Here is a 17895-nt window from a genome sequence, read left to right as displayed (position 1 = left end):
AAGCCGCGCTCACCGGATCTCGGCGTGATAGCGGAAGCGGTCCGCCGGTCCGCGCGAACGGCGCCATTCGATCGGCCGCCGCTCCAGGTCGAGCGCAAGGCGCTCGATCACGATCAGCGGCGCATGGGCCTCGAGCCTGAGCAGGCGCGCCTGCATCTCGTTGGCGGTCTCGACGGTCAGGATTTCCTCGGCGGAAACCACGACCTCACCGCAGCGCTCCTCGTAGAGCGGATACAAGAGATCGCCGAACTCGGCCGTATCGATCTCCAGGATTTCGGCAAAACGCGACTGCTGGAGCCAGATCTCTTCCGCGAGCAGCGGCACGTCGTCGATCAGCCGCAGGCGCGACAGGCTGATCACGGGCTCGCCTGTGGGAATGCGGAGCGCCGATGCCACGGCTGAAGTCGCCGGCACGCTCTTGCGCCTGAGGATGCGGCTCTTCGGCACGCGCCGCTCGCCGCTCTCGGACTGGAAGCGGAAGAAGCGGAACAGCGAGGAATTGAAGCGTGCGCGACGCACGAAAGTGCCGCGGCCCTGCTGCCGCTCCAGCACCGCGTCTGCCACGAGTTGGTCGATCGCCTTGCGCACGGTGCCGATGGCGACGCCGTAATGCGCTCCAAGCTCGGCCTCCGACGGGATCGGCTCGCCCGGCCGCCACTCATTGCGGTTGATCCGCGCGGCGAGGTCGTCGCGCAGGCGCTGGTAACGTGGCAGGCGGTCGTCACGCGGGGCCAAATTCATATAGTCATATAGATGACTATATGAAGCTGGAGTCAAGCCCGATTGTGATTGCTGCGGCCTGCCGTGGGCCGGTCCGGCGAACGCCGCCGGACCGGCCCGCGCCGGTCGTCAGTTCGTGGTCTTTGGCATGCAGGGCGGCTCCTTGTAGGGAGCGGAGGCATACGCGCCCTCAGCCGGCGCCCTGACGCAATCTGCCGTGGCGTGAGCTGCGGCGCGCCGCGTCGGGGCAACGTCGCGTGCGGCTGCAGACTGGGTCTGGTAGACGGAAGCGGCAATCAAGGCGGCCGAAACAAAGGTCAATCGGGTCATGGATCTTCTCCGCGTGACATCAGAAGGCCGAGAGGTTTCGGCCTCCTGAGTGCAGGAGCGGAGAGCCAGTTGAAATATTTCAGCGTGCCGCTTCAAAGAAACGCGAGCACTTCCCTATCCAAGTTGAAACACGGCAACCGGCTGTTCGTAACCGCGCACCGTGACCTCGCCGAGGGCCACCGCATCCTCGCCGTCGTCGCCAAGCACATCGCGCACGGATGCAGAGATCAGGAACTGTGAGCCGAACTCCTTGTTCAGCGCCTCCAGCCGCGATGCAAAATTCACGGTGTCGCCGATGACGGTATATTCCTTGCGTCGGGGCGAGCCGATATTGCCCGCGACGACCTCGCCGAAATGGATGCCGATGCCGATCCGCAGCGGCCGGCTCGTCTGCGCATTGATGTGGTCCATCGCGGTCAGCATGTCGCGGCCGGCGGCGACCGCACGATGCGCCGCATCGGAGGCCTCCAAAGGTGCGCCGAACAGCGCGAGAAAACCGTCGCCGAGAAACTTGTTCACGATGCCGCCATGGCGATCGAGAATATCGACCAGCACCGCGAAGGCGCCGTCGAGCCGGTCGACCACCTCCTGTGGCGTGCGCGATTGCGCCCCGGCTGTAAAGCCGCGGAAATCGACGAACATCACCGCGACGCGGCGCAGGTCCCCGGCCGCGCTCGTCCCCTCCGACATCAGCCGCTCGACCACCTGTGGCGAGACGTGCTGGCCGAACAGATTGGTCACCCGATCGCGCGCGGTGGCCGCCGCGATGCTCGCGGCGAACTGCCGGCGCAACTGCGCGCCGACCGAGCCTGCCAGCACGCCACAAACCAGGATGATGGCGCTGCGCACGGTGTGGAAGTAGATCAGGGGTTCGCCGCTGTCGCTGGCCGAATTGTAGTACAGCGCGACGGCGAGGAGTTCGCTTGCCGCGACAAATCCCGTGAAGGTGGACAGCCAGAAATCGAGTCGCAGCGTCGAAAGAATGACGAAGATGAAATAGACCATCGGCAACACGAAACCGAGCGCGGGCCCGGCGCCCATGCTGCGGATCTGCAGGATCAGGATCAACGTCGGCAGCGACGTTTCGATCAGGGTGCCGATATAGCGTCTGATCACCGGCAGGTCGCGATCAAGTTTCAGGTTTCGCCTGATCTGGCTGTGGACCCAGACCTCGAAGAGCAGGAAGCCCGCCACGAGCACGTATTCGCGGGTCATGCCCTCTGTCCCGTGCCAGATCCGGTTCACGATGGCAGGGTCGATCACGAAGGTCGCCGTGAGCAAGACCATCATGACGAGGCCTGTGGCGATCAGCGCCTTCACCCGCAGCAATTCGGTGCGCAGCACTTCGCGCGTCAGCTCGTGCTCGAACTCCTCCGACAGGACGGCTTTGTGCCGGGCTTTCAAAAGGCTGACCATTCCATCCCCCGATTCCGGGGCAGTCTGCCTCAATCCAGCGTGCGGCGGAAGCGCGTCACGGCGATGGTCATGGCGATCAGCATCAGCGCCGCCAGCGCCGCGGTGTCGAAGCGCAAGTTCGGCATGGTGGCGCCCTTCAGCATGATGGCGCGGACGATGCGCAGATAATGCGTCAGCGGCAGGCATTCGCCGACATATTGCGCCCAGGTCGGCATGCCCGCGAACGGGAACATGAAGCCGGACAAGAGAATGCTCGGCAGGAAGAACATGAACGACATCTGGATCGCCTGCAGCTGATTCTGCGCGATGGTGGAGAACGTGTAGCCGATCGCAAGATTAGCGGCGATGAAGAGGGTCGAAAGTGCCGCCAGCAGCAGCAGATTGCCGAGCACGGGTACGCCGAACAGGAACACTCCGATATTGACGATCAGGAAGGCCTGGATGAAGCCGACCAGGATGTAGGGAACGATCTTGCCGATCATCACCTCGACCGGCTTGATCGGCATCGACAGCAGGCTCTCCATGGTGCCACGCTCGATCTCGCGCGTCACCGACAGCGCGGTGAAGATCAGCATGGTCATGGTGAGGATGGTGCCGACCAGTCCCGGCACGATGTTGAGCCGTGATTCCGCTGCCGGATTGTAGCGCGCATGGGCGCGGATCTCGAACGGCAGGGCCGGCGGATCGCCGATATAGAGATCGTGCGCGAGCGCAGTCTGCACGATCATGCCGAGCGAGCCCAGTGCGGAGCTTGCGGCGACCGGATCGGTCGCGTCGGCTGCGACCAGAAGCGCCGGCTTGTCGCCGCGCCGCACCGCACGCTCGAAGCCGCGCGGGATCTCGACGCCGAACAGCACCTTGCCGGACTTCAGCAGATTGTCGAAATCGTCGACGTCGTGCACTTCATAGACGAAGCGGAAATAGGCAGTGTTCTCCAGCGCCTTCAGGACCGAGCGGGCAAGATCAGAATCCTCCTGCAGCAGCACCGCGCTCGGCAGATGATGCGGCGTGGTGTTGATGGCATACCCGAACAAAAGAAGCTGCATCACCGGGATCGCCACGATCATCGCGAACGAGACGCGGTCCCGGCGAAGCTGAATGAACTCCTTCGCCATCATGGCATAGGAGCGCCGCCAGAAGCCGAAACGGTCGCGGATCTCCCGCAAGGGGCCGGTTGCGCGAATGGTGCTCATTGGAAATTGTCCCTGGAGCGGCCCATTAGCTCGATGAAGACGTCCTCCAGCGACGGCGCCGATTTCTGCCAGTGCAGGCCGCTCTTCTCCCGCCATGGCGCGATGCTGGCTTCGAGCGCCGCAACGTCGCGGCCCGAGACGTGCAGCGAGGTGCCGAACGGAGCCACCATGTCGACCCCGGGCTTGCCGGCGAGATCGGCCGCAAGACCGCTCAGCTCGCCGGTGACCGTGTAGGTGGTCAGCGCGGATTTCGCGATCACCTCGTCGACGGTGCCGTGTGCCAGGAGATGGCCATAGGCGATATAGGCGATCTCGTGGCAGCGCTCGGCCTCGTCCATGTAATGGGTCGAGACCAGCACGGTGAGACCATCGGCTGCCAGCGCATGGATCTCGTTCCAGAAGTCGCGCCGCGCCTTGGGATCGACGCCGGCGGTCGGCTCGTCCAGCAGCAACAGTTTTGGATTGGGCAACGTGCAGGCCCCCAATGCGAGGCGCTGCTTCCAGCCGCCGGAGAGCTCGCCGGCGAGCTGCCCCTCGCGGCCCGAGAGGCCGAGCCGCTTGATCATGTCGCGCGCCGCACCGCGTGCGTCGGCGATTCCATAGAGCCGCGCGACGAATTCGAGATTCTCGCGCACCGAAAGGTCCTGATACAGGCTGAAGCGCTGGGTCATGTAGCCGACCTGCCGCTTGATCTTTTCGGCGTCCTTCAGGATGTCGTAGCCGAGGCAGGTGCCCTCGCCGCTGTCAGGCGTCAAGAGGCCGCAGAGAATGCGGATGGTGGTGGTCTTGCCCGAGCCGTTCGGCCCGAGGAAGCCGTAGATCGAGCCGCGCTTCACCTGCATCGACAGATCGTGCACGACCTCGCGTCCGCCGAACGATTTGGTCAGGCCCTTGACGTCGATCGCGATGTCGTTGGCACCGTTCATCGCTTGTCCGCCACCGGGGTCTTCGGGTTGAGATAGACGCTGATGGGCTGGCCGACGCGCAAGGCATCCGGCCGCGAGGGCCGCGCCTGGATCAGGTAGACGAGCTTGTTGCGCTCATCGAGGCTGTAGATCACCGGCGGAGTGTATTCGGCCGTGGTCGCGATGAAGTAGATCTTGGCGGTGAGATCGGCGGCGCAATTGTCGCAGGCGACCCGCACCTCGTCGCCGATCGACAGCTTCGGCAACTCCGTTTCCGGCACGAAGAAGCGCAGCTTCATGTTGCCGGGTGGCATGATCGAGAGCACCGGCCGCTGTGCCCCCACCATCTCGCCCTCGCGAAAATAGATCTGCTGAACAGTGCCGGTGACCGGCGCAAAGCCCTTGCGCCGCGACATTCGAGTCTCCGACGTCGCAACCCGCGCTTCGGCGACGCGCAAGGCGGAGACGGCCGAATCGAGATTGGCCTGCGTGCCCGAGCCGGTCTTGCTCAGCGACGCCGCGCGGTCATAGGTCTGCTGCGCATTCGCGAGCGTTGCCTTGTTCTGGTTGAGATCGGCGAGCTGGAGATCGTCGTCGACGGAATAGAGGGGCTCGCCCACCTTGACCTCCTCGCCCTCGCGGACGTTCAGCTTGGTCACCCGCCCCGCTTCGTCCGGGCTGACGAAGATCATGTCCGCCTCGACCCAGCCCTGGAAACCGGGATCGCGCTTCTCCTTGCAGGCAGCAAGCCCGATTGCCAGCGCGGCGGCCAATGCAAACCTGAAAATCCTTTGCGACGACGTCATGTCGTCCTCCGTTCGCCAAAAATCAAATCGAGATGGACACGCAGCATGTCCTGCGCATCGAGCGGCGCATGCCGCGCAAACAGGCTCTGCCAGATCACCGCGATCATCGCCGGCGCGATCAGGATCTGCGGATAGCGCGCGAGATTCTTCTGGTGAATCTCGCCGCGGGCGACGCCGAGTTCGATCAGCGCGCGCATGCTGGCGATCCCGCGCGAGACGACCTCGCGGTAGTAAAAGTCGGCGACCGAGGGAAAGCGCGGCCCTTCCGCCACGATCAGCCGAACGAGATCGCCGCGCCTTGTGCCGATCACCTCTTTCAGAAAGTTGCCGGCGAAGCCTTCGATGAGGTCCCGCACCGAACCGGTCGGCGGCGGCAGCGCCGTGAGCCGCGCGACCACGGGCACGATCACGACGCGGACCAGCTCCTCAAACATCGATTCCTTGTCCCTGAAGTGCAGGTAGATCGTGCCCTTGGCGACGCCCGCCCGCTTGGCGATGTCGTCGAGCCGTGTCGCGGCAAAGCCGCGCGAAATGAATTCCTCCATCGCCGCCTCCACGATCGCCGCGCGTCGCTCCGCTGCGCGCGCGGCGCGGTTCGATGCCGGCGCGGCGTCCCTGCCGCCTTCCGGATGGTGGGGCGCTGCTTTGGCCGTAGCCGCTTTGGTGGGCCGTTTTGTCATTTTCAATTTATGACTGACTAGTCAGTCATAGTCAATCGAGATTCCGGGTCGTTGGCGCGCGAACGAATTAGTATTGACTAATTCATTAGCGATCGCTAATTTGTTGACATGATCGAAGCCGCCCCAAATCCCGTCACCGCCGTGATGCGCGCCCTCGCCGATCCTACCCGCCGTGCGGTGTTCGAGCGCGTTTTCGACAGCAAGGAGATCAGCGTCGCCGAGCTGACGCGCGGCAGTGGCGTGACGCAGGGCGCGATCTCGCAGCACCTGAAATCGCTGAAGCAGGCCGGCCTCGTCGCCGAACGCGCCGAGGGCCGCAACGTCTATTACCGCGCCGCCCCGCAAGGACTCGAACCGCTGGTCACCTGGATGGATCATTACGGTGTCTTCTGGCGCGAGCGCTTCGAGAATCTGCGTGACCTCTTGAAGGAGATCGACCCGTGAGTGCAGCTGCGTTGCAAGCCGAGACCAAAGACATCGTGATGGACGAGGTACTCCCTCACGCGCCGGAGACGGTATGGAAGGTGTTGACCAGCGCGCAACTGATTGCACGCTGGCTGATGCCGCCGACCGGTTTCGAAGCGGTCGAAGGCAATGTCTTCACCTACCAGACCAAGCCGGGCGGCCACTGGGATGGCGTCATCCATTGCCGCGTTCTGGAAGTCGTCCCGTTCAGGCGTCTCGTCTATGCCTGGAAGGGTGGCGATGAACGCAACACCGGCTACGGCGCGCCGCTCGATACTGTTGTGACGTGGTCCCTCACCCCGGTTGAAGCCGGCACGCGCATCCAGCTGGTGCATGCGGGCTTCGCCATGCCGAGGAACGACAGTGCCTACACCGTCATGAGCGGCGGCTGGAAGAAGGTCATTCGGCAGCTCGACGAAATCAGCGGCGAAGACAGTTGAGGAGTTGTTGCGATGACCAGGCCCTTTACCGGCGGCTGCGCCTGCGGCGCGATCCGCTATTCCATTGCCGGCGAACCGCTGTTCAGTAATCACTGCCAGTGCCGGGACTGTCAGCGCGAAAGCGGCACCGGTCACGGCTCCTACGCCACCTTCGGTCGCGCCGGCGTTACGGTGACGGGCGAAGCCAGGACGTGGGACATGACCGGTGACAGCGGCAACGTGAAGACGCGCGCCTTCTGCCCCGCATGCGGTGTCGCGGTCTACATGACCTTCCAGGCCATGCCTGATATTTTCACCATCCGCGCCGCGAGCCTCGACGAGCCCGCACGCTACAAGCCGCAGGTGGTCACTTATGCTGCGCGCGGCCACAGTTGGGATCATCTCGATGTCACCCTGCCGAAGTTCGCAGGCATGCCAGCGATGTGAAAACCTCGCCTCACGACGCGCCGAGTGTTTCCGGCGCTTCAAATGCATGCCCGGATGTAAGGCCGATTGATCGCCCACAGCTCGTCGAGCAGGCCGCGCGCAGCCCGTTCGGAGTGGATGACGGGATCGAGCAGCAACGCCTGCAACGCCATGTCCTTCGATGCATGCATCGCCGCCTCCACAGCCATTTGCTGCACCTGAACCTGGACCGTCATCAACTTGGCCACGCCATCCGGCAGCGGACCGAGCGAAACAGGATGGATGCCCGCGACATCGGCCATGACCGGCACCTCGACCGCGGCATCGGCCGGCAGGTTGGGGATCAGCTGCCGATTATGGACGACGGCGGACTCGATAAGCTGCTTGCGGTTATGAAAGATGGAAGTGATGATGTTGATCGCGCGCTCACCCGAGGGCTTCAGCCACCAGTCCGGCACCTCAGCCCGGTTCGCGAGCACGTCGTCGATCAGCCTCGTCAGCTTGACGCGTTCGCTCTCGTCCCAATCGAAATTGTAGCCGCCCTCCCCGGCCTCCCAACCGAACGAGAGGTACTCCCCGACATGGGCGTCGCCGCAGCCGAGCCAATAGCCGAAGGCATGCAGCAATTTGCGCGTCAGGGGTGAGAAGCTTGGATCGAAATCCCTCTCCTTCTCGCGGAGCAACGGATAGAGATCCTCGCCCGTCTCGCGATCTCGAATCTCGGTCAGGCATTGGAAATGATTGAGGCCTGCACCCCACACATCGATCCGTTCTCCCGGCATCCCCAGAATTCGGGCCACGTTGTCCCGGGCAAGGAAGATCCCGTGGCAAAGGCCGAGGCTCCGTATGCCGCTATACCGCTTCAGCGCCAGGATGATGCGGCTTTCCGGATTGGAGAAGTTGATGAAGGTGGCGCGCGGGCAGCGGCGTTCCATCTCGCGCACGAAGTCGAAGACAACGGGCAAGGTGCGTAGCGTGAAGAACAGGCCGCCGGGACCACCGTTCTCTCCCAGCGTATGACGTATGCCGAATTTGCGCGGAATTTCGAAGTCGAGCCGCCACAGCCGATTGCGATCGATCGCGGTGGAGTGCACGACGAACTCGGCGCCATCGAGCGCCGCACGCCAATCCGTCGTCATCTCGATCGCAAGACCAGCGCCGGACTTCTCGTTGAGCAGCCTTGCAAGCCGCGTCGATCGGTCGAGCCGGTCGACGTTTCGGCCGACCAGCACCAGCGTTGAACCAGCCAGATCGCGACTGGAAAACAGGTCCCTGAACATGCTCATCCCGAAGGATGCGCTGCTCGCACCGAGGAAGACGATCTTCGTTGCCGGGGCCATGTTTCTCCCCGCGGAGGCTAGCCGAAATCAAGTACCATGCGGCCGTCGATCTTGCCGACCTTCATGCGATCGAACACGTCGTTGATTTTCGCGAGCGGCACCTTCGCCACCTCGGCCTTGACTTTGCCGTCGACCGCGAAGGCAATCGCCTCGTCGAGATCCCGGCGCGTACCGACGATGGAGCCGCGCACGGTGATGCGCTTGAGCACGACATCAAAGATCGGCGTCGGGAATTCGCCCGGCGGCAGGCCGACGAGGCTGACAGTACCCTTCCGGCGTACCATCTTCAGCGCCTGGGCAAAGGCGGCGGTCGAGACCGCCGTCACCAGCACGCCGTGCGCCCCGCCCCCGGTCGCTGCGAGGACATTATCCACGGCACCCGCTGCGAGTGCGTTGACCGCGAGATTGGCGCCCGCCTCACGCGCAAGCGCGAGCTTGTCCTCGGCGATGTCGATGGCCGCGACCTTGAGTCCCATCGCCTTGGCGTATTGGATCGCAACGTGGCCGAGCCCGCCGACGCCTGAGATCACGACCCACTCGCCGGGCTTCGCCTCGGTCTCCTTCAATCCCTTGTAGGTGGTGACGCCGGCGCACAGGATCGGTGCAATGGCAGCAAAATCGACCGTCGCCGGCAGCTTTGCCGCAAAGGCAGCGGAAGCAATGACATATTCGGCAAAGCCGCCGTTCACGCTGTAGCCGGTGTTGTGCTGGTGCTCGCACAGCGTCTCCCAGCCGGTCTCGCAATATTCGCACGACATGCACGCGTCATGCAGCCAGGCCACGCCAACGGCATCGCCAACTTTCAGATTCTTCACACCCGGCCCGAGCGCAGCGACGATGCCGGCGGCTTCGTGCCCGGGGATGAAGGGCGGAACCGGCTTCACCGGCCAGTCGCCGGATGCGGCATGCAGGTCCGTGTGGCAGACGCCGCAGGCCTTCACCTTCACCAGCACCTCGCCCGGACCGGGCTGCGGCACCGGCACGTCCTCGATCACGAGCGGCTTGCCGAATTGTTTGACAACGGCGGCTTTCATGGTTGGCATCAGTCTGCTCCTTGCACGGGAACAGACTAGCCAGGACGCACGGCTCCCCCTTGATCGGAGTCAAACCGCACAAAGTTTGCGCAAAGGCGCACCATCGCGGCGCTGCGACATGCACGGCGTCACTGATGGAACTTCAAACCATCGACGATCTTGTCGATCACCTTGCGCTCGGCGCGCATGGCGATGCCGACGAGATTGAGATAGGCGCGGGCAACGGCCCTCACCGCCGCTCGATTGGCGGCATCATGCGTCGTCTTGAACATGTCCTCGGTATAGACCGCGGGCGTGACGTTGCGCGTGAGCGCCCGATCGAGCGCGCGGGACAGGGCCGGACCTTCAGCACCAAAGATCAGGATCGGCTGACCGATCAGCGCAAGATATTTGGTGCCTGAGGCATCCTCATAAGGCTCGCCGATGCACTCCGGAAAGGCGGCGGCGATGCCACTTGTCAAGAACGATGCAACATTGAGCTTCTGCCAGGCTTGCAGATCGTTGCGAATGACGACGGCAACCTTGGTGTCGAACTGCATGAAATCTCCCAACACATCCAAGCGTCGGGAAAGAAACGAAGATTCTTCGCATGCCGACGTGGGACATGAACGTAACCCGGGTTGCCGCATCGATCACAGCTCGGAAATTTCAATGGAGATGCGACCGGCTGCGCTTCTCCTCGCTGATCAAGTCGGGTATACGTCGGCGCTCTGTCACTGAACTGTCATAAACTCTGCATGTCCGAAACTGGCGCGATCAAGCGAGCCCTCGAACCCGTGCAACGGCTTGCGAAGACCAACAGCCATCCGGTTCCGGATGACGCCAAGAAATTCGACAGTTTTGCCGTTGCTGCTGCTGGTGAGGTGACCGGTTCCGGGCACGCCGACCACGACTCCTCGCGCAACGGGTCTCTTCAAGCCGGCCTTCCCGCCGATGAAGTGCGCGCTGAAACGAGTGAAAAGGAAGGCGCGCCTGCCCGTGACGCCGCACCTCGCGGGACGGAGATCGAACTCAAGTTGATCGTGCCTTCCGATCGGCTGGCCGATTTCAACAATGCACCGATCATCGCGGCCAATGCGCGCAACAAGGGCACGCGCAAGCATCTCAAGGCGGTGTATTACGACACGCCCAAGCGCGCACTGCAACGTAGCGGATTGAGCTTTCGAGTCCGCCAGAGTGGCGCGCGCTTTACGCAGACAGTGAAAGCTGAATCGGCCAACGATCCGCTGCGGCGCGGCGAGTGGGAGGCAAGCGTGCCCTCCTTTACTCCCGACGTCGCCCTGGCGCTCCCCTTCATCCCTGAGAAGCTGCGTCATGATTTCGAACGTCATCCGCTCGAGGCCGTCTTCACAACCGACATTCGTCGGCATCTGCGCGTGGTCGATCTGCCACCGGGTGCGGTCGAGATCGCGTTCGATCAAGGGCAACTGATCTCTGGCGAGAGGTCGCTGCCCGTCAGCGAGATCGAGCTGGAGCTCAAGAGCGGCAGCGCGTCCATCATCTGGGAGCTGGCGCTGCGGCTCGCCGAGCATGGACCGGTGAAGCCGTCGATCCGGACCAAATCGGCGCGCGGATTCGATCTCGCTGCCGATACGCTGCCGCGGGCACCGAAGCCGCCCAAGCTTCGTCTCGATCCGTCGATTTCGCTGGACGAGGCCTTCTCCGAAATTCTGCGCTCCTGTCTGTTGCACCTGCTCCAGTCATTGCCCGCCGCGGAGGATGGTCGCGATCCCGAAGGGATGCATCAGCTGCGCGTCGCGCTGCGGCGCCTGCGATCCGCGCTCGACTTGATGGGCTCGGTGGTGTCGCTGAACAAGCTCGACTTGATGCGTGCGGAGGCAAAGTGGCTTGCAGGACATCTTTCCGGCGCACGCGATTGGGACGTGTTTCGACAGGAGACGTTGCGGACCGTTGCCGAAGGCTGTCCCTCGGTCGCCGGCTTCGACGCGCTGGGTGAGCTCGCCGACCAGCGTCGCGCGGCCTGCTACGACGAGGCCCGCCTCGCCCTCGCCGACCGGCGCTGCCAGTATTTCGTCATCGGACTCGGCGGCTGGATCGAAGCACGGGGCTGGCGCGGCGAAGTCGCTCCCGAGGGGCTATCGCAACTTGCGGAGCCGGCGATCAAGTTCGCGCGCAATATCCTGTCGGCTCAGTATGCGAAGGTGCTGAAGCGTGGCCGCAAATTCAAATCGCTGCCGACCGAAGAGCGGCACCGCGTCCGCCTCGCCGCGAAGAAGCTGCGCTATGTCGCCGACTTCCTGCTACCGCTTTGCGGCCATGGCAAATCGGCAAAGCGCTTCTCGCGCAGGCTCGCCGATCTCCAGCAGGAGCTCGGCATCTACAACGACATGGCGACGACGACGTCACTGCTTGCGGATGTAGGCGCTGAAACGAACGGCAGCGGCATGGCCGCGGCAGCGATCGCCGGCTGGCAGGCCCACGCCATGGTCGGCATCGAGGCCCGCCTGCTCAAGGCCTGGTCGGAATTCACCGGGGCCAAGGTACCCTGGTCGATGGATGCGCCGGGGCAACCGGCAAAACTGGTGACGACCAACGCGGGATGGCTGCGCTAGCCCTTGAGGCTGCGCGGGCCTTGATCAACCCTTGGCGTCGCAGGCCCAGGCGCGGATCACGCATTCCTTGCCGCCAAATTTGTAGCATTCGCGGGTGGCGGCATTGAGCGTGGCCGAAATTTTCGGCTTCACGGCGTAGCCATAGGCGCCGCACGGGTTGGCCATATCGACCGACATCGCCGCACAGGCGCGCTTCATCGTCACCGTCGTGCAGTCGCCCTTGCACTGCTTCTTCGCAGCGGCGCGCGCCTCGCGCTCGGCGCCGTAATCATAGGCCTGGCCGTAGGCGCCGCACTTGCCGACGGCAAACGCACCGGCCGCATGGGCTTCGGTGACATGACGGGCGCCGGCGACACAAACCGACAGCGCAAAGAAAAACATCGCGCAACGGCGCGCGACGACGTTCGAAGCCATGGAAAAACCCCTCCCCCCAAGGCAGGTGGCGAGGACTCTAAGCAGCGGTCGTTTCCAGATGGTGAACGGGTGGTTGAAATTGGTGATCTGCGGCAATCCGTAATGTGTCGCCACAGAAACGGCGCTGTAGGGTGGGCAAAGCGACTTGTCCGCCGAAGCTCGCAGAGCGAAGGCGGAAGCGTGCCCACCAATTCAGCGATACAACCCAGAAAGACCGTGGGCACGGCGCTGCGCGCCTTTGCCCACCCTACGGCACCGTCATCCGCCTCTTGCAGCTTCCAAGGCCTGCGGCGTGTCGATGTCGAGGAAGGCGCTCTCGCCGTCGACGGGCACTTCGGCGACGGCTTCGGTGTGCTTGGCAATCAAATGCCGCGCACCGACATCGCCGTCGAGCGTCATCAATTCCTTGAAGAAACGGCGCGACCACAGCACGGGATTGCCGCGGCGGCCTTCGCTGACGGGCACGACGATGAGATTGCCGCGATCCGGCGCAAAGCTGTCGATGAGGCGGTCGATCAGGCCGGCATCGATCAGCGGCATGTCGCCGAGGCAGACCACGGCACCGTCGCAAGCGTCAGACACGGCCGCAATGCCCGATTTGACCGAGCTCGCGATGCCGCCGGCAAAATCGGGGTTCTTGACGAAGCGCACCTTCAGGCCCTGCAGCGCCTGCTCGACCAGCTCGCTCTGATGGCCGGTGACGACGATCACCTCGGAGGCTTTGGAGGCCAGCGCCTGCTCCGTCGCGATCCGCACCAGCTTCTTGCCCTCGAGCTCGGCGAGCAGCTTGTTCGGACCGCCCATCCGGGTCGAGCGCCCCGCGGCGAGCACGACGGCAGCGACCTGGCTGTTGCCCTCGGTCTCGGGCTTTGCGCGCGGCTGCGGCCGCGTCACGATCTCCATCAGCAGGCCGCCGACGCCCATGCCCATCAGCTCGGAGCGCGTCACCTTGATGCCGGCGAGCAGCCGCATCAGCACCCAGTCAAAACCATTCTCGACCGGCGAGCGCGCGCAGCCCGGCGCGCCCAGCACGGGCACGCTGCCGGCGCGTGCGATCAGCAAGAGATTGCCGGGATCGACCGGCATGCCGAAATGCTCGATCTCGCCGCCGATCCCCGTGACCGCCGCCGGGATGACGTCGCGGCGGTCGGCGATCGCCGATGCCCCGAACACGATCACGAGCTCGGCGCCGAGCGCGAGCAATTCCTTGATCGCAGCCGACAGCGCGCGCTCGTCATGCTGCACCCGACGCTCTGCGATGACGGCCGCGCCGGCCGGCGCGAGCCGTTCGGCGGTGACGCGCAGCGTCTTGTCGATCACCTTGGAGGACAGCCCCGGCAGCAGCGTCGAGACTACGCCGACACGCTTGATGACGTAGGGCGCGATTTTCAGCACGTCCTTGCCAGCGGCCTTCACCGCGGCATCGCGCAAGACACCTTCGACGCCGAACGGGATGATCTTGACGGTGCCGACCATCTCGCCTTCGACGACCGGCTTGAACGCCGAGAGCGTGGCAAAGGTGATGGCCTCATCCACATTGTTGATGCGGTCGACCGCGGCGCGGTCGATCACCAGCACGCCCGGCTGGGCGGCGAACAGATTGGCGCGACCGGTGAAGGCGCGCTCGACATGAATGCCCTCGCCGCCGATCGCAAGCGCGATGCTGGCGGCCGCGACATCCTCGGAGACGTCGCCCTGCTCCATGCGTACGACGACGATGTCCTTGATCCCGGCGCGCGTGAGCTGCTCGACCTCGGCAGGACCGATGGTCGTGCCTTTCTTCAGCACCAGCGAACCTTGGCGCAGGGTGTGGACGGTCACCCCGCCGATCGCGTCCCTGGGGCTCGCCGGGCCGAACTTCATGCCGCTTCTTCTTTTTCTTTGGGTGGCAGCCGAAGCACCGCGGTGATCTCGGCCATGATCGCTACCGCAATCTCGGCCGGCGAGACCGCGCCGATTGCGAGGCCAATGGGCGCGTGAATGCGCGCGATGTCGCTTTCCTTCGCACCCTGCGCCCGCAGCCGGTCGCCGCGCTTGGCATGCGTCTTCCGCGAGCCGAGCGCGCCGATATAGAAGCAGTTGCGCTCGAAGGCGTGCAGCAGCGCGGGATCGTCGATCTTCGGATCGTGCGTCACAGCGACGAAAGCAGTGTAGGCATCGATATTGAGGGGCGGCAGCGCGGTGTCCGGCCACTCCGCGATCAGCGGAATGTCGGGGAAGCGCTCGGGGCTCGCGAAGGCCGTGCGGGGATCGACCACGGTGACGTCGTAGCCGAGCGAGCGCGCCAGCGGCGCCAGCGCTTGGCTGATATGGACCGCGCCGATGATGACGAGCTTTGCCGTCGGCGCGTAGACATTCAGGAACAGCTTCTTGCCGCCAGCCTCGACATTGGCGCTCTTGCCCATGCGAAGCTGCTTGTCCAACTCGGCGCGCAGCGGATCCTTGGCGAAATCAGCCACCTTCACCAGGCGCTGCTCGCCGCTCTCGGTATCGGTCACCAAGATCACCGGCCGGCGCACGGCGCGCTCGGCATTGAGTTCGTGCAGGATTGAGAGTTTCACGGTCAGCCGACCTTCTCGACGAAGACGCGGATGGTACCACCGCAGGACAGCCCGACATTCCAGGCGGTCTCGTCAGCGACGCCGAACTCGAGCATCTTCGGCTTGCCGCTCTCGATCACGTCCATGGCTTCGGTGACCACGGCGCCCTCGACGCAGCCGCCGGAGACCGAGCCCAGGAACGTGCCTTGGTCATTGATGACGAGGCTCGAGCCCGCCGGACGCGGAGCCGACCCCCAAGTCTCCACAACGGTTGCCAGCGCGACGCCACGGCCGGCCTTCTGCCAGTCCTCCGCCGCCTTCAGGATATCCTCATCGCGATCGAGCATGGTGGGCCTCTCAAGCTGCGGAGCGGATCAGGCTGCGGTGATGCGGCGGCAGCGGCCGGGAAAGCGTGGTGATCAGCTCCTGGATCGAACTCAAATTATGTACCGGGCGGAATTCGTCAACGTGCGGAAGCATCAATTTGATGCCCTGGGCCTTGGCCTCGAAGCCGCCGAACCGCAGCAGCGGGTTGAGCCAGATCAGCCGCCGGCAGGAGCGATGCAGCCGGTCCATCTCAAAGGCCAGCTTGGAATCCGCCTCCCGCTCCAGCCCGTCCGAGATCAGCAGCACAATGGCGCCCTGGCTCAGCACGCGCCGCGCCCACAATTTGTTGAAGTTGTGCAGCGAAGCCGAGATCCGCGTCCCGCCGGCCCAATCCTCGACCGAGGCCGAGCAGCTCGCCAGCGCCTCGTCGGGATCGCGCTGGCGCAGCGCACGCGTCACATTGGTGAGCCGGGTGCCGAACAGGAACACCGAGACGCGCTTGCGCGCATCGCCGATGGCATGCAGGAAATGCAGGAACAGGCGGGTGTACTCGCTCATCGAGCCGGAGATGTCGAGCAGAGCCACGATCGGCGCCGGCTTCTCGATCCGCCCGAGGCGATGAATATCGATGATGTCGCCGCCGGTGCGCAAGGATGCCCGGAGCGTGCGGCGCATGTCGAGCCGCAGGCCCCGTGGATCGGGCAGGTAGCGGCGCGTCAGCAATTCCGCCTGCGGCAGCCGCATCGTCTCGATGGCACGCAGCGCTTCCGTGATCTCGGCGGCGCTCATCTGCGCAAAATCCTTCTTCTGAAGGATCTCCTTGTCGGAGACCGACAGGCGCAGATCCTGCTCCCGGTGCTGCTGCGTCTCCGTCATCCGCGGCTGCGACATTGCCTCCTGCACGCGGCGCGAGCCGGCTTGCGGCTTCTTCTTGGCCTGCTCCGGCAGCGGCACCGAATCCAGCATGTGCTTCCATTCCTCCGAGGCACGGAAGAACAGGTTGAAAGCCTGCTTGAAGATCAGCGCATGCTCATGGCGCTTGACGAAGATCGCCTCCAGCGTTGTGAAGACGTCGGGACGATTGCCGATCTCGATCACCTGCAGCGCGCTCATGGCGTCGATCACCGCGCCAGGGCCGACCGGCATGCCGGCGGAGCGCAGCGCACGGGCGAAACCGACAATGTTGTCGGCGAATTGCTCGGTTTGCTCCGGCGCGAGGTGGTTGATGGCCATGGTTCAGCACTCTCAGCCGTCATTCCGGGGCACCCCTTGGCGCGAGCCCGGAATCCATAACCACGATCGGGAGTATGGATTCTCAGGTGCGCAATTGCGCACCCTAGCTCGCGCTACGCGCGCCCCGGAATGACAAATTCGTTGTGACGCGCGAGCTTAATTCTCGCTCGTCGCTTCCTTCAGCACCTTCTGCAGAGTGTCGCCCTGCATCCGCGTGATGTCGTCCTGGTATTTGAGCAGCGCGCCCAGCGTGTCGCCGACCACTTGCGGGGTCAGCGAGCGGGCATCGAGCTCGGACAAGGCGGTGGCCCAATCGATGGTCTCGGCGACACCAGGCGACTTGTAGAAATCCTGGTTGCGCAGCGCCTGCACGAAGTGCACGACCTGCTGCGACAGCTTTGCCGAGATGCCGGGCACGCGCGTCTTGACGATGGCAAGCTCGCGCTCGGCGGCGGGATAGTCGACCCAGTGATACAGACAGCGCCGCTTCAGCGCATCGTGGATCTCACGGGTACGGTTGGAGGTGATGATGACGATCGGCGGGTGCGGCGCTTTCACGGTGCCGAATTCGGGAATCGTCACCTGGAAGTCGCTGAGGATTTCGAGCAGGTAAGCCTCGAACGCCTCGTCGGCGCGGTCAAGCTCGTCGATCAGCAGCACCGGAGGCCCTGCGACATCAGGCTCCAGCGCCTGCAGCAGTGGCCGCTTGATCATGTAGCGGTCGGCGAAAATATCGCTCGAGAGCTGCTCGCGATCGGTGTCGCCGGCGGCTTCCGCCATCCGGATCGCGATCATCTGCGCGGCGCTGTTCCACTCATAGACCGCCGAGGAGACGTCGAGACCCTCGTAGCACTGCAGGCGGATCAGCTTCCGCCCCAGCGCGGCCGAGAGCACCTTCGCGATCTCGGTCTTGCCGACACCAGCCTCGCCTTCGAGAAACAGCGGCCGGCCCATGCGCAACGAAAGATACGTCACCGTCGCCAGCGACCGCTCGGCGAGATAGCCGCGCGAGGTCAAGAGTTCGAGCATCGCATCGACCGATGCCGGCAGGGTCGCTGAAGTCATGAATAGCCA

20 protein-coding genes are annotated in these 17895 nt (G+C 64.3%); 4 read left to right on the top strand and 16 right to left on the bottom strand.

From position 1 onward, the window contains the following. Positions 1 to 9: 9 nt before the first annotated feature. The 7 genes from XH89_RS13090 to XH89_RS13060 all read right to left on the bottom strand — a co-directional run bounded on the left by XH89_RS13090 (position 10) and on the right by XH89_RS13060 (position 6050). Positions 10 to 741, bottom strand: coding sequence for a GntR family transcriptional regulator (locus XH89_RS13090; RefSeq protein WP_210345246.1), 732 nt, complete (start codon positions 739 to 741; stop codon positions 10 to 12). A gap of 108 nt (positions 742 to 849) precedes the next feature. After that, the gene (locus XH89_RS13085) at positions 850 to 1050 is read right to left on the bottom strand and encodes a hypothetical protein (protein WP_194467450.1); all 201 of its coding nucleotides are present in this window, start codon (positions 1048 to 1050) and stop codon (positions 850 to 852) included. Between the two features lie 114 nt (positions 1051 to 1164). Then, the gene (locus tag XH89_RS13080; RefSeq protein ID WP_194467449.1) at positions 1165 to 2466 is read right to left on the bottom strand and encodes an adenylate/guanylate cyclase domain-containing protein; all 1302 of its coding nucleotides are present in this window, start codon (positions 2464 to 2466) and stop codon (positions 1165 to 1167) included. Positions 2467 to 2495: 29 nt separating this feature from the next. Further along, positions 2496 to 3659, bottom strand: a complete 1164-nt coding sequence (locus tag XH89_RS13075; protein ID WP_194467448.1) for an ABC transporter permease — start codon at positions 3657 to 3659, stop codon at positions 2496 to 2498. Continuing rightward, complete coding sequence (locus XH89_RS13070; RefSeq protein ID WP_194467447.1) at positions 3656 to 4585, bottom strand: ABC transporter ATP-binding protein; 930 nt, start codon at positions 4583 to 4585, stop codon at positions 3656 to 3658. Before XH89_RS13070 ends, XH89_RS13075 begins: the two co-directional genes overlap by 4 nt. Then, positions 4582 to 5370, bottom strand: a complete 789-nt coding sequence (locus tag XH89_RS13065) for an HlyD family secretion protein (protein WP_194467446.1) — start codon at positions 5368 to 5370, stop codon at positions 4582 to 4584. The genes XH89_RS13070 and XH89_RS13065 overlap by 4 nt, the downstream gene beginning before the upstream one ends. Next, positions 5367 to 6050, bottom strand: coding sequence for a TetR/AcrR family transcriptional regulator (locus XH89_RS13060; RefSeq protein ID WP_194467445.1), 684 nt, complete (start codon positions 6048 to 6050; stop codon positions 5367 to 5369). Before XH89_RS13060 ends, XH89_RS13065 begins: the two co-directional genes overlap by 4 nt. Before the next feature lie 108 nt (positions 6051 to 6158). Here XH89_RS13060 and XH89_RS13055 point away from each other — a divergent pair, with 108 nt between their 5' ends. Genes XH89_RS13055 through XH89_RS13045 form a run of 3 tightly spaced genes read left to right on the top strand, consistent with a single transcriptional unit; the run spans position 6159 to position 7381 of the window. Next, positions 6159 to 6494 carry a helix-turn-helix transcriptional regulator gene (locus XH89_RS13055; RefSeq protein ID WP_194467444.1) on the top strand — a complete coding sequence of 112 codons (336 nt, stop codon included), beginning with the start codon at positions 6159 to 6161 and terminating at the stop codon, positions 6492 to 6494. Further along, positions 6491 to 6955 (top strand): SRPBCC domain-containing protein, encoded by a 465-nt coding sequence (locus XH89_RS13050; protein ID WP_194467443.1) that lies wholly within the window; start codon positions 6491 to 6493, stop codon positions 6953 to 6955. Before XH89_RS13055 ends, XH89_RS13050 begins: the two co-directional genes overlap by 4 nt. A gap of 12 nt (positions 6956 to 6967) precedes the next feature. Further along, positions 6968 to 7381: a GFA family protein gene (locus XH89_RS13045; RefSeq protein WP_194467442.1), complete on the top strand. Its 414-nt coding sequence runs from the start codon at positions 6968 to 6970 to the stop codon at positions 7379 to 7381. Between the two features lie 38 nt (positions 7382 to 7419). Here the strand turns inward: XH89_RS13045 and XH89_RS13040 are convergent, their stop codons facing one another. The 3 genes from XH89_RS13040 to XH89_RS13030 form a co-directional block, all read right to left on the bottom strand. Continuing rightward, the gene (locus XH89_RS13040; RefSeq protein WP_194467441.1) at positions 7420 to 8700 is read right to left on the bottom strand and encodes an alpha-glucosidase/alpha-galactosidase; all 1281 of its coding nucleotides are present in this window, start codon (positions 8698 to 8700) and stop codon (positions 7420 to 7422) included. Positions 8701 to 8717: 17 nt separating this feature from the next. Then, on the bottom strand, positions 8718 to 9743 hold the full coding sequence (gene adhP, locus XH89_RS13035) for an alcohol dehydrogenase AdhP (protein WP_194467440.1): 1026 nt from the start codon (positions 9741 to 9743) through the stop codon (positions 8718 to 8720). A 119-nt stretch (positions 9744 to 9862) separates the two neighbouring features. After that, a complete protein-coding gene (locus XH89_RS13030) occupies positions 9863 to 10273 on the bottom strand; it encodes a DUF2000 family protein (RefSeq protein ID WP_194467439.1) in 411 nt (136 codons plus the stop codon). A gap of 198 nt (positions 10274 to 10471) precedes the next feature. Here XH89_RS13030 and XH89_RS13025 point away from each other — a divergent pair, with 198 nt between their 5' ends. Further along, the gene (locus XH89_RS13025; RefSeq protein WP_194467438.1) at positions 10472 to 12307 is read left to right on the top strand and encodes a CYTH and CHAD domain-containing protein; all 1836 of its coding nucleotides are present in this window, start codon (positions 10472 to 10474) and stop codon (positions 12305 to 12307) included. 24 nt (positions 12308 to 12331) lie between these two features. Here XH89_RS13025 and XH89_RS13020 read toward each other — a convergent pair whose 3' ends face one another. The 6 genes from XH89_RS13020 to XH89_RS12995 all read right to left on the bottom strand — a co-directional run bounded on the left by XH89_RS13020 (position 12332) and on the right by XH89_RS12995 (position 17886). Further along, on the bottom strand, positions 12332 to 12721 hold the full coding sequence (locus tag XH89_RS13020; protein ID WP_194467437.1) for a DUF4189 domain-containing protein: 390 nt from the start codon (positions 12719 to 12721) through the stop codon (positions 12332 to 12334). Between the two features lie 258 nt (positions 12722 to 12979). Next, positions 12980 to 14584, bottom strand: a complete 1605-nt coding sequence (locus tag XH89_RS13015; RefSeq protein ID WP_194467436.1) for an NTP transferase domain-containing protein — start codon at positions 14582 to 14584, stop codon at positions 12980 to 12982. Beyond that, positions 14581 to 15282: an XdhC family protein gene (locus XH89_RS13010; RefSeq protein ID WP_194467435.1), complete on the bottom strand. Its 702-nt coding sequence runs from the start codon at positions 15280 to 15282 to the stop codon at positions 14581 to 14583. The genes XH89_RS13015 and XH89_RS13010 overlap by 4 nt, the downstream gene beginning before the upstream one ends. A gap of 2 nt (positions 15283 to 15284) precedes the next feature. Then, the gene (locus XH89_RS13005) at positions 15285 to 15608 is read right to left on the bottom strand and encodes an XdhC family protein (protein ID WP_008137521.1); all 324 of its coding nucleotides are present in this window, start codon (positions 15606 to 15608) and stop codon (positions 15285 to 15287) included. A 10-nt stretch (positions 15609 to 15618) separates the two neighbouring features. After that, complete coding sequence (locus XH89_RS13000) at positions 15619 to 16821, bottom strand: VWA domain-containing protein (protein WP_194467434.1); 1203 nt, start codon at positions 16819 to 16821, stop codon at positions 15619 to 15621. 156 nt (positions 16822 to 16977) lie between these two features. Next, the gene (locus tag XH89_RS12995) at positions 16978 to 17886 is read right to left on the bottom strand and encodes a MoxR family ATPase (RefSeq protein WP_194467433.1); all 909 of its coding nucleotides are present in this window, start codon (positions 17884 to 17886) and stop codon (positions 16978 to 16980) included. Between the last annotated feature and the right edge of the window lie 9 nt (positions 17887 to 17895).

This window comes from Bradyrhizobium sp. CCBAU 53340, assembly GCF_015291645.1.
Lineage (GTDB): Bacteria > Pseudomonadota > Alphaproteobacteria > Rhizobiales > Xanthobacteraceae > Bradyrhizobium.
Note: the sequence above shows the minus strand (reverse complement) of the source record. Positions and strands in the feature narration are given on the sequence as shown.

Coding starts and splice junctions, on each gene's coding strand:
- XH89_RS13090 (WP_210345246.1), bottom strand. CDS start 741: ATGAATTTGGCCCCGCGTGACGACCGCCTGCCACGTTACCAGCGCCTG.
- XH89_RS13085 (WP_194467450.1), bottom strand. CDS start 1,050: ATGACCCGATTGACCTTTGTTTCGGCCGCCTTGATTGCCGCTTCCGTC.
- XH89_RS13080 (WP_194467449.1), bottom strand. CDS start 2,466: ATGGTCAGCCTTTTGAAAGCCCGGCACAAAGCCGTCCTGTCGGAGGAG.
- XH89_RS13075 (WP_194467448.1), bottom strand. CDS start 3,659: ATGAGCACCATTCGCGCAACCGGCCCCTTGCGGGAGATCCGCGACCGT.
- XH89_RS13070 (WP_194467447.1), bottom strand. CDS start 4,585: ATGAACGGTGCCAACGACATCGCGATCGACGTCAAGGGCCTGACCAAA.
- XH89_RS13065 (WP_194467446.1), bottom strand. CDS start 5,370: ATGACGTCGTCGCAAAGGATTTTCAGGTTTGCATTGGCCGCCGCGCTG.
- XH89_RS13060 (WP_194467445.1), bottom strand. CDS start 6,050: ATGACAAAACGGCCCACCAAAGCGGCTACGGCCAAAGCAGCGCCCCAC.
- XH89_RS13055 (WP_194467444.1), top strand. CDS start 6,159: ATGATCGAAGCCGCCCCAAATCCCGTCACCGCCGTGATGCGCGCCCTC.
- XH89_RS13045 (WP_194467442.1), top strand. CDS start 6,968: ATGACCAGGCCCTTTACCGGCGGCTGCGCCTGCGGCGCGATCCGCTAT.
- XH89_RS13040 (WP_194467441.1), bottom strand. CDS start 8,700: ATGGCCCCGGCAACGAAGATCGTCTTCCTCGGTGCGAGCAGCGCATCC.
- adhP (WP_194467440.1), bottom strand. CDS start 9,743: ATGCCAACCATGAAAGCCGCCGTTGTCAAACAATTCGGCAAGCCGCTC.
- XH89_RS13030 (WP_194467439.1), bottom strand. CDS start 10,273: ATGCAGTTCGACACCAAGGTTGCCGTCGTCATTCGCAACGATCTGCAA.
- XH89_RS13025 (WP_194467438.1), top strand. CDS start 10,472: ATGTCCGAAACTGGCGCGATCAAGCGAGCCCTCGAACCCGTGCAACGG.
- XH89_RS13020 (WP_194467437.1), bottom strand. CDS start 12,721: ATGGCTTCGAACGTCGTCGCGCGCCGTTGCGCGATGTTTTTCTTTGCG.
- XH89_RS13015 (WP_194467436.1), bottom strand. CDS start 14,584: ATGAAGTTCGGCCCGGCGAGCCCCAGGGACGCGATCGGCGGGGTGACC.
- XH89_RS13005 (WP_008137521.1), bottom strand. CDS start 15,608: ATGCTCGATCGCGATGAGGATATCCTGAAGGCGGCGGAGGACTGGCAG.
- XH89_RS13000 (WP_194467434.1), bottom strand. CDS start 16,821: ATGGCCATCAACCACCTCGCGCCGGAGCAAACCGAGCAATTCGCCGAC.
- XH89_RS12995 (WP_194467433.1), bottom strand. CDS start 17,886: ATGACTTCAGCGACCCTGCCGGCATCGGTCGATGCGATGCTCGAACTC.